Source organism: Comamonas thiooxydans, from assembly GCF_002157685.2.
GTDB lineage: Bacteria > Pseudomonadota > Gammaproteobacteria > Burkholderiales > Burkholderiaceae_C > Comamonas > Comamonas testosteroni_H.
The window spans coordinates 5670051-5684418 of the sequence record NZ_AP026738.1; the positions used below are offsets into that span (position 1 = coordinate 5670051).

Sequence of the window (14368 nt, forward strand, 5' to 3'; positions counted from 1 at the left end):
AGACAAAGCGCTGACAGCTCATTTTTCAGGAGTCTCAGACGCTTGCGCAAGCACCTGTTCACCGCGCACAAAGCTACAGGCCGCCGCATTGGTACAGCGCCAGATGGCCTGCCCCGCCAGCGGCCCGCGCTGCATCAGCAACTTGCGCAGCGGCCATTCGCATTGCGGGCAGACCGGCACATCATCGATCCGTCCGGGCAGCAGCGGCTCTGCAGCCTTTGCCGCAGTGTCAGCCACTGCAGCCGAAGCCGCAACCGCTGACTGGGCGAGCGGTACCGGCGCCGACAGAGCCCCATCGGCCGCAGACGAAGGCGGCGCCGACATGACCGGCTCCAGCAGAATATCCACCGTCTCGGGCGCGGGCGGCCTGACCAGCTGGGCCGCGGCTTCCGCCACCGGCTCCAGCCTGGGCTTGCGTGCCTTGCTGGCCGCCTGTAGCTGGCGCACATGCGCCACATGCCGCCTGTCGGTGGCACGGCCTGGCTGCAGCCGCAGCTCCTCGAGCTTGTCCAGCAGCGCCTGCATTTGCTCGGGACTCCACACGGGCTGGGTAAAGCTCTGGATATGGCCGACAAAGCCAAGGCCGCGCGTGACATGGGCCGGCATCTCGGTCTTGAATTCGCAATCGCCCACAAAGGCGATCACCGAGTGCAGATGCTCGGGCGCGATGTCCAGCAACGACTGCAAGGTCTTGATGTGCTTGTAGTTCTGGCGCAGCGGGTTCTGGAAGCGGCTGCGCTTTCTGAAGATCTGCTGCGTCCATTCGCGCTGCTTCTCGGTGCCGAAAATCCAGCCCTGAAAGTTCTTGGTTTCCAGCACGAACAGGCCGTAGGGCGAAAAGATCAGATGGTCGATCTGCGTGCTGCCGCCATCCGCCGTGGGCAGGGTGACGTTGTGCATGTCCACATAGATCAGCGGATTGAGCTGTCGGCGAATCGCCGCCTGCACGGCCCGCTCACCGCGCCAGCCCTTGAAGCGTGGCGATCGCAGCACGGCCGCCAGCACCGCGAATGCCAGCGCCAGCCCCAGATAAACAAAGAGGCCCTGAAAGGCCACTGAAAAGATCTGATCCATCGCGAGTCTCATTCAACGCAAGCAGCAAAAACTGGCGTGCCCCAAGGCAAGGAACAGCGAGCAAGCGCCGCCGCGCAGCGAAGCTGTCGCCCCCCTCCCATAGCGCGAAGCGCGTAGAGAGAGGGGCGCCCGGCCAGGGGGAAGGAGAGAGGGGCGCCCGGCCAGGGGGAAGGCGCGGGGCCGCCCAGGCAAAGCGCCTCAGGGGGAGGTTTAATTCAACGCCATGCTCAGCCTGCGGCGATAGCTGTTGACCAGCGCCGTGGCCTCGTCCTGCTCGGCACTGTTCTTGCCCAGCAGCTCGATGCCGCCGCTGGTCTTGCCAGGCACAGCGTCCTGCTTCTTGGGCTTGGGCGGGGTCAGCAGCTCCAGCACGCCGACGATGAGCTTGCGCGCCGCCTGATCGTTCCAGGTCTTGTCGCGCATGATGATTTCCAGCATTTCGTCCATGGCGTCGGTCCACTGGCTGTGGGCCAGCAGGGCACGGGCGCGGCCAAATCGGGCGTCGAAGTCGCGCTTGTTGGCAGCGATGGCCGCGTCATACTTGGCCACGTCGGCATTGTCGCCCTGGACGGCGAATTCCAGCGCCTTGAGCCACTGGTTCAGCGCCTCGAAGCGCAGCGGCTGGGGAATGCGCTTGACGGGCTCGGCCAGCAGGGCCGCGGCTTCCTCGAAGCTGCCGGTGGCGATCAGCAGGCGCACATAGTCAAAGCGCGCATCGTCATTGGCCGGGTCGGCCGCCAGCGCATCGGCCAGCTTCTGCAGCGCGGCCTGGGTGTCGCCGGACTCCAGCAGGGCCTGGGCTTCATCGGCATCGGCCTCGGCCGCAAGCTCGCCCTCGGAGGGCAGATGCTTGTCCAGAAACTCGCGCAGCTTGCCTTCGGGCTGGGCGCCCATGAAGCCGTCCACGGGCTTGCCGCCGATCATCAGCACGCAGGTGGGGATGGAGCGGATGCCGAACATGCTGGCCAGCTGCTGCTCCTGATCGGAGTCGATCTTGACCAGCTTGAAGCGGCCTTCATAGGCGACTTCCAGCTTCTCCAGCACCGGGCCCAGTGTCTTGCAGGGACCGCACCAGGGTGCCCAGAAGTCCACCAGCACGGGTACGGCCATGGAGGCGGCTACGACTTCGGCTTCAAAATTCTCGAGGGTGACGTCAATCATGTGATTCCCAATGCTGCTTGTGCGCTGCCGCCCGGGCAGCGGCGCTGAAAAGTCTGCGAACCGGCCACTCCAGCAGAGTGCCCACCGCGCGATGCTGCGATTCTCCTCGCAAATGCGCGAGCGCAAGCCATAGACCAGAGCGGGTCGGGTCTTTGCTACTCAGATGGGAGCAGCTTGCGCATGTTTCAAGGTCGATTCAAGGTGTTTTATGCCGACAATCGATGGAAGGCATGCGCAAGCAGCTACGGTTTCAAGAGTATCTGCCCCGCAGCCGCGCTCACCCCTGGGCTATATTGCTTGCGAACCAAGGAGCGCAGACTTGATTGAAGTTTCACAACTGGTGTTTGAATATCCGGGCCACCGTGCCCTCGACGGCGTGAGCCTGTCCATCGCAGCGGGCAGCGTGACGGCACTCGTCGGCCCCAACGGTGCCGGCAAATCCACGCTGATGCGCTGCATCGCCGGACTGGAGCAGCCGCTGTCGGGCCAGGTGCGCGTCAAGGGCCTGTCGGTCGAGGAGCAGCCGCGCGAAGTGCACCGCCACCTGGGCTATCTCTCGGACTTCTATGGTCTGTACGACCGGCTCAGCGTGATGCGCTGCCTGCAGTACTCGGCCCTGTCCATGGGCGTTGCGCCCGATGGCGTGGATGGCCGCGTACGGCAGGTGGCCGCCCAGCTGGGCCTGACGGAGCTGCTGCACCGCCACCCGACCGAACTCTCGCGCGGCCAGCGCCAGCGCGTGGCGATCGGCCAGGCCATCGTCCACCAGCCCAGCGTGCTGCTGCTCGACGAGCCGGCCAGCGGCCTCGATCCCGATGCGCGCAGCAGCCTCTCGACGCTGTTTCGCCAGCTGCAGGCCCAGGGCATGACGCTGATCGTCTCCAGCCACATCCTCAGCGAGCTGGACGAGTACTGCACCCATATCCTGAGCATCCGCGACGGCCGCATCGAAAGCCACGAGGCGCTGCAGAACGCCCATGACGAGGGCCAGCCCGCCGTCGCCGGCCAGCAGCCCCTGCTCTATGCGCTGGAAGTGGCCATGGAGCCAGGCGAAGGCCTGGAGGCGCGCCTGCGTCAGGCCTTGCTGAGCACCTCGGTGCAGGACTTCGACACCACGGGTCGCCGCCCGATTCAGCTATGGCTGCCGGCCGCCGCCAGCGCACGCGCCCAATGGCTGGCCCAGCTGGTGCAGGCCGGCATTCCCGTCGCCGCGCTCTACCCGGTGCGCGAGCGGCTGCAGGACCGTTATGCCCGCACGGCCCAGGCCCGCGATACCGAAAGTCAGGAGCAAGCATGAGCCAACGCAATCCCGAATTCCAGCGCCAGCTCTGGCTGAACTGGCGTCCCTCGCTGCTGGCCTGGAGCCTGGGCCTGAGCCTGCTCATCCTGGCGCTGCCCTTCGCCCTGTCCTCCGCCAAGGGACTGCCCGGCACGCTGAGCATGACCGCCATCGCCGGCCTGTACCTGGCCGCCATCATCTATGGCAGCGTGCTGGCCGGGCGCAGCCTGGCCGAGGAAGCCAGCCAGAACACCTGGGACTGGCAACGCCTGTCCGTGCTCACGCCCTGGCAGATGGCCTGGGGCAAGCTGCTGGGCGCCACCTTGCCGGCCTGGCTGTACGTGCTGTGGTTTGCGCTGGCCGTGGCAGGCATCACCCATTTCTGGGCGCTGGAGCCCCTGAAGCTGCAGCATACGATTGGCCTGGCCGTGATCTGGGGCCTGGGCCTGCAGACCTGGGCCATGAATTCCGTGCTCATGAGCTGGGGGCTGAGGGACAGGCCTATCAATCGCCGGCGAGCGGCACTGCTGCCTCTGCTGATCCTGTTCTTCGCCCCCGGCCCCTTTATCGACCATGTCTACAAAGGCATGGTGGACATCGACGCCGAGCCGGTGTTCTGGTGGGGCCTGAATGTGGGGGGCCTGGGCCTGGCCTATCTGGCCGGTGCGCTGATACTGGGCCTGGGCCTGCTGGCCCTGTGGCGCCAGCTTTGCACCCGACTCGATGTACGCACCCTGCCCTGGGCCTGGCCTCTGGGTCTGGCACTGACTGGATTTTTCGCAGCCGGCTCGCTCAATCTGGGCATTGCCGAATTTTTCAGCAGCACCGCCTGGATCGCCCTGATCGGCACCGCCTATGTCGCCCTGCAGCACATGGACCAGCATCTGCGCGCATGGCGCCAGGTTCAATGGTCGGCCTCGCGCCAGCGCTGGCGCGAGGCGCTGGAGGCGCTGCCGCTGTGGCCGGTCAGCCTGCTGCTGGGCTTTGCCATGGCCTTGCTGCTGCTGTTCGTCCCCCAAAGCCTGGAGGCAGCCATCAGCGGCAAGCTCAACAGCTTTACCTTCTATCTGTGTCTGCATCTGCTGCGCGACTGCCTGCTGCTGACCGGCTTCGCCCTGCTGGCAGGCAAGCTAAAGTCCCCCCTGGCCTCGTTTGTCATCGCCTGGCTGATCCTCAACATCGCCGCGCCGCTGCTGGCCTATGGCATGGGCGGCTATACAGGTGCCATGTTTGTTCAGCCCGTGGTGGCCATGTGGATGGGCTCACCGGACGGCATAGAGCAAGCCGGCGCCTGGGTCAGCTATGTGCCCTGGGCTTCTCTGAGCCTGCAGATCCTGGTCACGCTGGCCTGGGTCATTCATGTCTTCAGGGACCGCGTGCTGGGCTTTGCACGCGATAACGCGGCGGCCCATATCCGGGAGTCATAGTTGCTTTGCCCGGACGGCTATGCCCCACAGTCGGGCGGCAATGCGGCAAAACCGTAAAATCAGGGGTTCCACTAGGCCGGGCGGCAGCGCCCTGAAGAACATGAACCCCATCCAAGTTGGCGTGGTCATGGGTTCCAGCAGCGACTGGGACACCATGCAACACGCAGTTGCCATCCTCCAGCAATTCGGTATCGCTTTTGAAGCACAGGTCGTATCGGCCCACCGCATGCCGGACGACATGTTCCGCTTTGCCGAAGCCGCAGCCGACCGTGGCCTCAAGGCCATCATCGCCGGCGCCGGCGGTGCTGCCCACCTGCCCGGCATGATTGCCGCCAAGACCACCGTGCCGGTGCTGGGCGTGCCCGTGGCCAGCCGTCACCTGCAGGGTGTGGATTCGCTGCATTCCATCGTGCAGATGCCCAAGGGCGTGCCCGTGGCCACCTTTGCCATCGGCAATGCCGGTGCTGCCAATGCGGCCCTGTTTGCCGTGGCCCTGCTGGCCAACGAGGATGCCGAGCTGCGCAAAAAGCTCGAAGCCTTCCGCGCCGAGCAGACTGAAGCGGCCCGCAACATGACCCTGCCGGTGAACGCATGAGCGCCCACGACACGCAAGTGATACTGCCGGGTGCGACGCTCGGCGTGCTGGGCGGCGGTCAGCTGGGCCGCATGTTTGCCCATGCCGCACAGGCCATGGGTTATTTCACTGCCGTGCTGGACAAGGACGAGACCAGCCCCGCCGGTCTGGTCAGCCACCAGCATGTGCGCACCGGCTACGAAGACGCCCAGGGCCTGGCCGAGCTGGCCAGACTCTGCGCGGCCGTGACCACCGAATTCGAAAACGTGCCCGCCGGCTCGCTGAACAAGCTGGCCGAGAGCCTGCCCGTGTCGCCCGCCGGCTCCGCCGTGGCGATCGCCCAGGACCGAGCCGCCGAAAAAGCCCACTTCGTGAAGTGCGGCGTGCCCTGCGCCCCCTATGCCGTGATCGAGACGGTCGAGCAGCTGGCGGCCGTCAACGACGCGCTGCTGCCCGGCATCCTCAAGACCGCGCGCATGGGCTATGACGGCAAGGGCCAGGTCCGCGTCAAGACCCGCGACGAGCTGATCAAGGCCTGGGACGAGCTCAAGCAGGTGGCCTGCGTGCTCGAAAAAATGCTGCCGCTGGCGCATGAGTGCTCGGTCATCGTGGCCCGCGGCCGCAATGGCGACATCGTCAACCTGCCCGTGCAGCGCAATCTGCATCGCGACGGCATTCTGGCCGTGACCGAGGTCTACGAAGGAAACGTGCCCGCAGCGCACGCAGAGCAAGCGATAGCCGCTGCGAAATCCGTAGCTATCGGCCTCGATTACGTGGGCGTGCTCTGCGTGGAATTCTTTGTGCTGGACAACGGCCAGCTGGTGGTCAACGAGATCGCCCCGCGTCCGCACAACAGCGGCCACTACAGCCAGAACGCGATGGATGTGTCGCAGTTCGAGCTGCAAGTGCGCTGCATGACCAATCTGCCCCTGGTGCAGCCGCGCCAGCACAGCGCCACCGTCATGCTCAACCTGCTGGGCGATCTGTGGTTCAAGGACGGCGACAGTGCACAGGCTCCGGCCTGGGATCAGGTCCTGGCACTGCCGGGCGCCCACCTGCATTTGTATGGCAAGGTCGATGCCAAGCCGGCCCGCAAGATGGGCCACCTGAACATCACCGCTGCCAGCCCCGAAAAAGCGCGTGAAACCGCTTTGAAGGCGGCCGAGATCCTCGGCATTGCTGCGTTCTGACAACCCCCCCTGAGCGGCTTTGCCTAGGCGGCCCCGCCGCTTCCCCCTCTCTCGCTACGCGGGAGGGGGACAACGCCCTCGCTGCGGGGCGGCCCTTGCTCGGCGTCCTTCGCTGATGCTCTGCAAGCGCAAAAGCACCGCACATACGGCGGCGCAGTGCATGAAAGAGGAATTGAAATGATCTTGGATGGAACGCTGGATGCCTCGGTGCAAGCCGCTGCGCTCGCCCTGCAGCAAGGCCGGCTGCTGGGCCTGCCCACCGAGACGGTCTACGGCCTGGCTGCGGACAGCGACAACGATGCGGCCGTGGCGCAGATCTTTGCCGCCAAGGGCCGCCCGGCCAACCATCCGCTGATCGTGCATGTGGCCGACGCCGCCGCCATCACCCGCTATGCCAGGGAAGTGCCGGTCTTTGCCCAGCAACTGATCGACGCATTCTGGCCCGGCCCGCTGACCCTGATCCTGCCGCGCCTGCCGCATGCCGCCAAGGCATCGACCGGCGGCCAGGACAGCGTGGGTCTGCGCTGCCCCTCGCACCCCGTGGCCCATGCGGTGCTCAAGGCCTGCCAGCAGCTCGATCCGCCGGTCTGGGGCGTCTCGGCCCCCAGCGCCAACAAGTTCGGCCGCGTCAGTCCCACCACGGCCGAGCATGTGGCCACCGAGTTTGGCGAGGAACTGCTGGTGCTCGATGGCGGTGCCTGCGAAGTGGGCATTGAATCCACAATCGTCGACTGCACGCGTGGCGTGCCCGTGCTGCTGCGCCCCGGCGCCGTCACGCGCGACGATATCGAACGTGCCTGCGGCCTGCGACCGCTCTCGAAAGAAGAGCTGACTGCGGATACTCCGCGTGCATCGGGAACGCTTTTGGCGCATTACGCGCCCAACGCCAAGGTACGACTCATGGATGCCAGGCAGCTGCAATCGGCGCTGGACATCCTGGGCCGGGATGGCAGGAATATTGCCATCTATCACCGCAGCCCCCTCAATGTCACAACGACCCAGCTGCTGCTGCGCCGCATGTCCGACGAGCCGCGCGACGTGGCCCGTGAGCTGTTTGGCATGCTGCGCAATTTCGATGACTGGGGCGCCAAGCTGATCTGGATCGAAACCCCGCCCGACACTGCCGACTGGGAAGGCGTGCGCGACCGCCTGCAGCGTGCAGCGGCTGCGGGCTGAAGGCGCAAGATCAGTCGGGCTTGAACCCCGATTTCCTGACGGCCGCGCCCCAAAGCCTGGCGTCATCGTCCATGGCCTTTTGCAAATCCGCGGGTGAGCCCGCGGTGGGCTCCAGTCCCAAGGTGGCAAAGTGCTCGCGCACCTCCGACGTAGCCAACGCCTTGTTCAGCGCGCGGTTGAGCTTCTCCACCGATGCCTCGGAGGTCTTGGCCGGGGCATACATGGCAAACCACCCTTGGCCCACGGCATCGAGGAAGCCTTGCTCCTTGAAGGTCGGCACCTCGGGCATGATCTTGCTGCGCTCGCTGCCCGAAGTGGCCAGTACCTTGACCTTGCGGGCCTTGAGGTTCTGCTGCCATTCCATGAGCACATCGATGCCCGCTGGGACATGACCCCCGAGCACGGCCGACTGCAACGCAGCACCGCCATTGAAGGCCACATGCACCATCTCCACTTCCATGGCGCTGCCTATCATCACGCCGAAGAAATGGGGCAAGCTACCGGCCGCCGGCGAGCCGAAATTGGCCTGCTGCGGATTGGCCTTGATCCAGGCCGCATATTCCTTGAGATTGTTCACCGGGCTGTTCGCCGGTACCGCCAGCGCAAAGCCGAAATCACAGACCTTGCCCACCGGCACAAAGTCGGTTTTGGCGTTGTAGCTCAGCTTTTGGTAGACCATGGGCGCCAGCACCGGGACCACGACCGGCGCGACCATCGCCGTATTGCCGTCCGGGGCTGCATTCTTGAGCAGATCGGCCGCCAGCCGGCCGCTGGCTCCGGGCCGGTTCTCGATGATGACGGGGCGCTTGAGCTCGTCCTTCATCTTCTCCGCGACGATGCGCGCCACCACATCGACCGCGACGCCAGCGGGAAAGCCCACGAGGATGCGCAGCGGTTGCTCTGCATGGACCTGGCCAACCAGGCCCGGTCCGGCGGCGGCCGCCGTCAGGGCAGCCAAGAGAAAGCGACGGTTCATGGTGTTGTCTCCTACAGATTCGGGTTGCTGCTAGGCGCAGTAATGCGTGAACTTGGTATCCAGAAAGGCATCAATCCCTTCGATGCCGGACTCACTGCCGTAGCCGCTGTCCTTGACGCCGCCAAAAGGGGCCTCGGGCACGGAAACCGCCATGTTGTTGATCGCCAGGCTGCCGACTTCGAGCCGCTCGGAGACCCGGTGCACGGCCCGCGCAGAATCGGTGAACAGATAGCCCGCCAGGCCGTAGCGCGAGCGGTTGGCAAGCGCAATGGCCTGCTCCAGCCCGTCCACCGGCACCACCACAGCCACGGGACCGAAGGGCTCCTGCTCCAGGACTGGCGAATGCTCCTGCACATTCGTCAAGATGCTGACGGGCGCAAAAAAGCCGCCCTCCGGCACCTCGCCCACCATCGCTTGCGCGCCCGCCGCCACGCTCTGCGCCACCAGTTGCCGTACCGCATCCCGGCGGCGCCCGTTAGCCAAAGGCCCCATCTGGGTGGTCGCGTCCAGCCCCGGCCCCAGCACCAGCTTGCGGGCCTCACTGGCGAAGGCGTCGAGAAAATCGCCGTAAACCGGCCGCTCCACATAAAAGCGCGTAGGGGCCAGACAAGCCTGTCCGGCATTGCGGAACTTGTGCATGGCCATCAAGCGCGCGGCCCGCTCCAGATCCGCATCGCGGCAGATGATCACCGGCGCGTGGCCGCCTAGCTCCAGGGTGATGCGCTTGAGATGGACGGCCGCGAGTTGCGCCAGTTGCCGTCCCACCGGCACCGAGCCGGTGAAGCTGACCTTGCGGATGACATCGGAGGCGATCAACTGCGCGGACACCTCGGCAGGCACGCCAAACAATAATTGCAGCGCCCCTTCGGGCAGCTCGGGCTCGAAGCAGGCCACCATGGCTGCCACGCTAGCAGGCGTCTCCTCGGCGCCCTTGAGCACGATGGAACAACCGGCGGCCAGCGCCCCGCCGATCTTGCGCGCCGACAGCACCAGCGGGAAATTCCAGGGCGCGAAGGCTGCCACCGGCCCTACGGGCTGCTTGAGCACGCTCATGCGGCTGTCCGGCTGGCGCGCCGCAATCACGCGGCCGTGGATGCGCCTGGCCTCCTGCGCGTACCACTGAATCAGGTCGGCGGCCATGGCCAATTCGGCCCGGGCCTCGGCCAGCGGTTTGCCCTGCTCCATCGTCAGCAGGCAGGCGATCGCCTCCTGCCGTTCGCGCATGCGCGCCACGCCGCGCTCCAGGCGCGCGCAGCGCTCCTGCGCCGGCACTTCCCGCCACCTGGCAAACCCCGTTTCGGCAGCCGCCAGGGCCAGCTCCATGTCCTGCGCACTGGCCAGGCCCAGATGGGCGATGACCTGTGCCGTCGCCGGATCGACCACCTCATGCGCCGACGCATGCCGGCCATCGCGCCACCGACCGGCAATCAAGAGCTGCGGTGCCGTGTAAACACGCTTGCTCATATATTGCGCCCCCCATCCACATCCAAGCACACGCCGGTCAGATAGCTGGCCTCGTCCCCGGCCAGAAAGCAGACCGCACTGGCCACGTCCGCAGGCTGCGTGAAGCGCCCCAGCGGAATGCGCTGCAGGAATCTTTCGCGGTTGGCGGGCGTATCCTCCATGCCCATGAAGTCCCCCAGCATGGCGGTTTCACCGATCATGGGATTGACGGCATTGATGCGCACGCCGGCCCTGGCGAATTCCAGTGCCAGGCCTTTGGTGAGGTTGATCATCGCGGCCTTGCTGCCGCTGTACCAGACCAGGCCCGGCCCCGGCCGCACGCCGGTCGTCGATGCCACGTTGACGATGCTGCCCCCGCCCTGCGCGGTGAAATGCGGCAGCACCGCATGCGCGGCCCAGAACAGGCTTTTGACATTGACGCCGTAGACGCGGTCAAACTCGTCCTCGGTCACCTCCAGCGCAGGCTTGTTCCTGTGCGTGGTACCGGCATTGTTCACTAGGATGTCCAGGCCGCCCCAGAGCGTGCGCGTGTGCTCGACCAGTTGCTCGAAGCCCTGGTGGGAGGCCACATCGACGCCGAAGCTGGCGGCCTGCCAGCCCGCGGCGCGCAGTTGCTCGGACATCTGCTCGGCCCCCTGGACGTTCAGATCGGCCACCATGACGCGGGCGCCCTCCTGCGCCATGCGGCATGCGATCGCTGCGCCAAACCCCGAGGCCGCCCCCGTGACAATCACTGTTTTGTGCTGAAATTTCATAGAGCCTCATGGAAGAGAGAAAGACGTTTTCCTGACTCCATCCCGACGATGCGCCGCGCCTGGACGGCAAGCCATTGATGGGCATAATGGCCGTGCCGCCTGTTCTGGGAAATTCAGTTTTTCACAGCTTTGATCAGCTTTGCCGATATCCGTAACAACCCGATGAAGCTCTCCACACTCCAGGCCCTGATCCTCATCGAGGCACACGGCAGCATTCGCGCCGCGGCGCAGAAGATGCATGTTTCGCAGCCTGCGCTGACGGCTGCCATCCAGCAGTTGGAGTCGGAGCTCGAGGCGCCGCTGCTGCTGCGCTCCAAGCAGGGCGCGACGTTCACGCCGTTCGGCAGGGCCCTGCTCCAGCACGCCAAGCTCATCGTCGCCCAGGCCCAGCGCGCCAACGAGGAGGTGGCACAGCTGCGCGGCCACTGGAGCGGCACCATCAGAATGGCCGTATCCCCGGCCATCGGCCTGGGCCTGCTGCCCCAGGCCCTGCATCAGTTCGCCCAACAGTATCCGCAGGTGACCGTGGAATGCCGCGACGGGCTGTATCCCGGCATCACGCCCCTGCTCAGGGACGGTACGCTGGACGTGGCCCTCACGCCGGTGCACAGAATGCATCTGGAGCCGGACCTGGTGGCCGAGCCCCTGTACGAAAGCCATGTAGTCATCGTGGCCCAGCGCAGCCACCCTCTGGCCCAGGCGCGCAGCCTGGCACAGCTGCACGCATGTGAATGGGTGCTGTCCAGCCCTGCGGGCGGACCGGGGGCGCTGATCGAAGAGGCATTCGCGCAGGCCGGCCTGCCCGCGCCCCGCATACGCCTGCTGTGCGAATCCTTTCTTGCCCTGCCCGCGGTGATCGCGGCTTCGGACGGCTGGATGACCACTATGCCCAGCATCCTGTTCGACAACTGCGCCGCCAGGGAGCAGTTGTGCGTGGTCCCCATCGAGGACGCCCTGCCCCGCCCCGTGATCTGCAGCGTGCAGCGCCACGATATGCCGCTGACGCCGGCGGCCCGGCAGCTGATCGCCTGGGTCCAGCACTACGCGCTCCAGCGCCTGAAGGCGCAGGCTCCCGCCGGTGCGGCCCATGTGGGTGGCCCTGCCTGAACCCTGCGACTTTCACAAAAAGTCCGGGCCAGGCCCGGACTTTTTCATGGGTGCATTTCAGCACTTCAGAAGCGATAGCCCACCGCCAACGCAAACACATCGGGATTGAGCCTGACGCTGATGCTCTGGCCCGAAGACAGGTGGATCTTGGTCTTCAGAAAGCTCTTGGAGTAGGAGGCATCCACAAACCAGCGCTCGTTGAACTGGTAGACAAAACCCAGCTGGGCCAGTGCACCGAATTTGTCATCGAGCTCGGCCGTGGTCGGATTGGCCAGTGTGCCGCCGCTCAGACCGTTGAGCGTGGCCGTGGTCTTTTCGCCATAGAAATGGGCATAGGTCACGCCGGCTCCCACATAGGGGCGAAACGCGGCCTTGGCCTCGTTGAAGCGGTACTGCAGCATCAGCGTCGCCGGTACCGCCTTGGTGCTGCCCAACTTGCCCACGCCGGCAATGGCGCCGGCTCCCGACAGGTCATGCTTGAAGGGCGTGGCCAGAGGCACGTCCAGCGCCAGATTGTCGGTCACCATATAGGTGATGCCGCCACCCAGCTGGGTGTTGCTGCCCGCGTCGACCTTGGTGTTGGGAAAGGATGGTGCCGACAGATTGCCGCTGCTCACATCAGGCGACAGATGGGTCACGCCCACGCGCGCCATCCAGCTTCCGGCCGATTGGGCACTGGCCAGACCGCAGGCCGTCAGGGCCAGAACGGCGGCAGAAATCCGCATATGTTTCTTCATTGTTATCTCTCCTGATTCTTGCTGCGGATGGGCTTAGAGCCAGCCGGCCTGTGCCAGCGAACGCGACACCAGCTGACCCATCTGCTGGTAGCCGTAAGGGGTGGGGTGGAAGCTGTTGGCGAAGACATAGCTCTTCCACCAGTCGGGGCTGGTTTCGCCCTGAGGAATGTTGGCAGCCAGCTTGTCGGCGCTGCAGGCGGACAGCTCGTCGGTACCGATCTTGGAGCAGGCCGCCACCGTGGCATTGGTGAAGTTGTAGGCCGCAGGGTTGGAGATCTGGCTCTTGAACTCGGTATAGAAATCCACCACGGCAATGCGGCTGTCATTGCCTGCTGCGGTCTTCAGGGTGGCGTTGAACGCGCTCACCCAGCCGTCCAGCAGGGCTTCGGCCTGCTTGGAGGCGGCCGTGCCCTGGGCCTGGGCGATCTGGGCCAGCACGGTGGTGAACTTGGGGGTCATCTGGATGGCCGGGATGTTCAGCACGGCGATGCGCGTGGCGCCCTTGGCCAGCAGATCCGTCTGCATGCTGGCCGCCAGGTTCTGGGCCAGCGTCTGCATGTACAGGCCGCCGGCCTTGACGATGCCGTCCGAGCCCTGGGACAGCAGCGCCGTCAGCGTTGCCGTATCGATCTTGGAAGCCAGGAAGGCCTGCAAATACTTCTGCGCCGCCAGCGCCTTGGCGCCATCGGCAGGCGAACCCGTCACGGCATAGGTTCCGGCTGCCGACTGATAGGTCAGCACGGCCGTGATCAGCGCGGCCGCGTCATTGGCGCCGCCATCGATGAGGATCAGGTCGTTGGCGGAAACACCGGCCGCGCCCGCATCCTTGATCTGCTGCAACACGGAGATGGGCGAGTTCACCACCTGGCCGGAGTCATCGACATAGTTGATCTGCGCACCGCCGATGGCGTAGTTGGTGCAGCCGGCATTGGCGGTCACAAACGTGGTCTGGCTGGTGGGCTTGTAGTGCGCGCACAGCGAGGTGCTGTAGAGATCGGCAATGCGCTCGGGCCAGACCAGATAGGGCTTGCCGGTCGTCGGATCGTTGCCCTGCACGGTGAACTTGTAGCCGAAGGTGCCGCTGTCCGAGAGGCTGTCGCCCATGACCTTGACCGAGGTGACCTTGGCCTTGGGGGTGGTATCGGCACCGCCTCCTCCGCCGCAGGCCGCCAGCAGGCCCACCGTTGCCATTGCAGCCGCCAAGAGTTTGAGTTTGCTTGCCAAGATGATGTTCTCCTGAGGTGTTGTGAATCGCACGGTCGTGCTTTTTTCCTCAGCGTCATCCTAGCGACACTCATCCCCGCGTTGTTATCGGGCAATTACCGATGGTCGGGCAAAAATCCAACGCTCACTAACCTGGTCATCAGGCTGTCACGCAATAAAAAACCGGACCAGGGTCCGGTTTTTCGAGGCGCAAAGAGCAGCGATGCAGCGGGCGGCTACTGGAG

General features: G+C 65.4%; 13 protein-coding genes. 6 read left to right on the top strand and 7 right to left on the bottom strand.

The features are described 5' to 3' along the window. Positions 1–18: 18 nt before the first annotated feature. Both CTR2_RS26405 and trxA read right to left on the bottom strand, forming a co-directional pair. On the bottom strand, positions 19–1074 hold the full coding sequence (locus tag CTR2_RS26405) for a nuclease-related domain-containing protein (protein ID WP_087085736.1): 1056 nt from the start codon (positions 1072–1074) through the stop codon (positions 19–21). Between the two features lie 210 nt (positions 1075–1284). Continuing rightward, positions 1285–2235 carry a thioredoxin gene (gene trxA, locus CTR2_RS26410; protein ID WP_043006621.1) on the bottom strand — a complete coding sequence of 317 codons (951 nt, stop codon included), beginning with the start codon at positions 2233–2235 and terminating at the stop codon, positions 1285–1287. A 319-nt stretch (positions 2236–2554) separates the two neighbouring features. Here trxA and CTR2_RS26415 point away from each other — a divergent pair, with 319 nt between their 5' ends. The 5 genes from CTR2_RS26415 (at position 2555) to CTR2_RS26435 (ending at position 7881) form a co-directional block, all read left to right on the top strand. Then, a complete protein-coding gene (locus CTR2_RS26415; RefSeq protein WP_087085735.1) occupies positions 2555–3532 on the top strand; it encodes an ABC transporter ATP-binding protein in 978 nt (325 codons plus the stop codon). Next, positions 3529–4941: a hypothetical protein gene (locus CTR2_RS26420; protein WP_087085734.1), complete on the top strand. Its 1413-nt coding sequence runs from the start codon at positions 3529–3531 to the stop codon at positions 4939–4941. Before CTR2_RS26415 ends, CTR2_RS26420 begins: the two co-directional genes overlap by 4 nt. A gap of 100 nt (positions 4942–5041) precedes the next feature. Further along, positions 5042–5536, top strand: a complete 495-nt coding sequence (gene purE, locus CTR2_RS26425; protein WP_003072555.1) for a 5-(carboxyamino)imidazole ribonucleotide mutase — start codon at positions 5042–5044, stop codon at positions 5534–5536. Beyond that, a complete protein-coding gene (locus CTR2_RS26430) occupies positions 5533–6705 on the top strand; it encodes a 5-(carboxyamino)imidazole ribonucleotide synthase (protein ID WP_087085733.1) in 1173 nt (390 codons plus the stop codon). The genes purE and CTR2_RS26430 overlap by 4 nt, the downstream gene beginning before the upstream one ends. Positions 6706–6882: 177 nt before the next feature. Then, the gene (locus CTR2_RS26435) at positions 6883–7881 is read left to right on the top strand and encodes an L-threonylcarbamoyladenylate synthase (RefSeq protein WP_087085732.1); all 999 of its coding nucleotides are present in this window, start codon (positions 6883–6885) and stop codon (positions 7879–7881) included. 10 nt (positions 7882–7891) lie between these two features. On the opposite strand, the gene CTR2_RS26440 is transcribed toward CTR2_RS26435, so the two are convergent. The 3 genes from CTR2_RS26440 to CTR2_RS26450 are packed head-to-tail and all read right to left on the bottom strand — an operon-like array spanning position 7892 to position 11076. After that, positions 7892–8857 (bottom strand): Bug family tripartite tricarboxylate transporter substrate binding protein, encoded by a 966-nt coding sequence (locus CTR2_RS26440; protein WP_087085731.1) that lies wholly within the window; start codon positions 8855–8857, stop codon positions 7892–7894. A 30-nt stretch (positions 8858–8887) separates the two neighbouring features. Next, complete coding sequence (locus CTR2_RS26445) at positions 8888–10321, bottom strand: NAD-dependent succinate-semialdehyde dehydrogenase (RefSeq protein ID WP_087085730.1); 1434 nt, start codon at positions 10319–10321, stop codon at positions 8888–8890. Continuing rightward, complete coding sequence (locus tag CTR2_RS26450; RefSeq protein WP_087085729.1) at positions 10318–11076, bottom strand: SDR family oxidoreductase; 759 nt, start codon at positions 11074–11076, stop codon at positions 10318–10320. Before CTR2_RS26450 ends, CTR2_RS26445 begins: the two co-directional genes overlap by 4 nt. Positions 11077–11238: 162 nt before the next feature. Between CTR2_RS26450 and CTR2_RS26455 the strand changes: the two genes are divergently transcribed. Next, positions 11239–12183: a LysR substrate-binding domain-containing protein gene (locus tag CTR2_RS26455; protein ID WP_140401095.1), complete on the top strand. Its 945-nt coding sequence runs from the start codon at positions 11239–11241 to the stop codon at positions 12181–12183. Positions 12184–12248: 65 nt separating this feature from the next. Here CTR2_RS26455 and CTR2_RS26460 read toward each other — a convergent pair whose 3' ends face one another. Further along, complete coding sequence (locus tag CTR2_RS26460; protein ID WP_087085727.1) at positions 12249–12920, bottom strand: OmpW/AlkL family protein; 672 nt, start codon at positions 12918–12920, stop codon at positions 12249–12251. A 33-nt stretch (positions 12921–12953) separates the two neighbouring features. Then, positions 12954–14144, bottom strand: a complete 1191-nt coding sequence (locus CTR2_RS26465; RefSeq protein ID WP_087085726.1) for an SGNH/GDSL hydrolase family protein — start codon at positions 14142–14144, stop codon at positions 12954–12956. Positions 14145–14368: the final 224 nt, after the last annotated feature.

Bases quoted from the DNA above. Each gene is read 5' to 3' on its own strand.
- CTR2_RS26405 (WP_087085736.1), bottom strand. From the start codon at position 1,074: ATGGATCAGATCTTTTCAGTGGCCTTTCAGGGCCTCTTTGTTTATCTG.
- trxA (WP_043006621.1), bottom strand. From the start codon at position 2,235: ATGATTGACGTCACCCTCGAGAATTTTGAAGCCGAAGTCGTAGCCGCC.
- CTR2_RS26420 (WP_087085734.1), top strand. From the start codon at position 3,529: ATGAGCCAACGCAATCCCGAATTCCAGCGCCAGCTCTGGCTGAACTGG.
- purE (WP_003072555.1), top strand. From the start codon at position 5,042: ATGAACCCCATCCAAGTTGGCGTGGTCATGGGTTCCAGCAGCGACTGG.
- CTR2_RS26430 (WP_087085733.1), top strand. From the start codon at position 5,533: ATGAGCGCCCACGACACGCAAGTGATACTGCCGGGTGCGACGCTCGGC.
- CTR2_RS26435 (WP_087085732.1), top strand. From the start codon at position 6,883: ATGATCTTGGATGGAACGCTGGATGCCTCGGTGCAAGCCGCTGCGCTC.
- CTR2_RS26440 (WP_087085731.1), bottom strand. From the start codon at position 8,857: ATGAACCGTCGCTTTCTCTTGGCTGCCCTGACGGCGGCCGCCGCCGGA.
- CTR2_RS26445 (WP_087085730.1), bottom strand. From the start codon at position 10,321: ATGAGCAAGCGTGTTTACACGGCACCGCAGCTCTTGATTGCCGGTCGG.
- CTR2_RS26450 (WP_087085729.1), bottom strand. From the start codon at position 11,076: ATGAAATTTCAGCACAAAACAGTGATTGTCACGGGGGCGGCCTCGGGG.
- CTR2_RS26455 (WP_140401095.1), top strand. From the start codon at position 11,239: ATGAAGCTCTCCACACTCCAGGCCCTGATCCTCATCGAGGCACACGGC.
- CTR2_RS26460 (WP_087085727.1), bottom strand. From the start codon at position 12,920: ATGAAGAAACATATGCGGATTTCTGCCGCCGTTCTGGCCCTGACGGCC.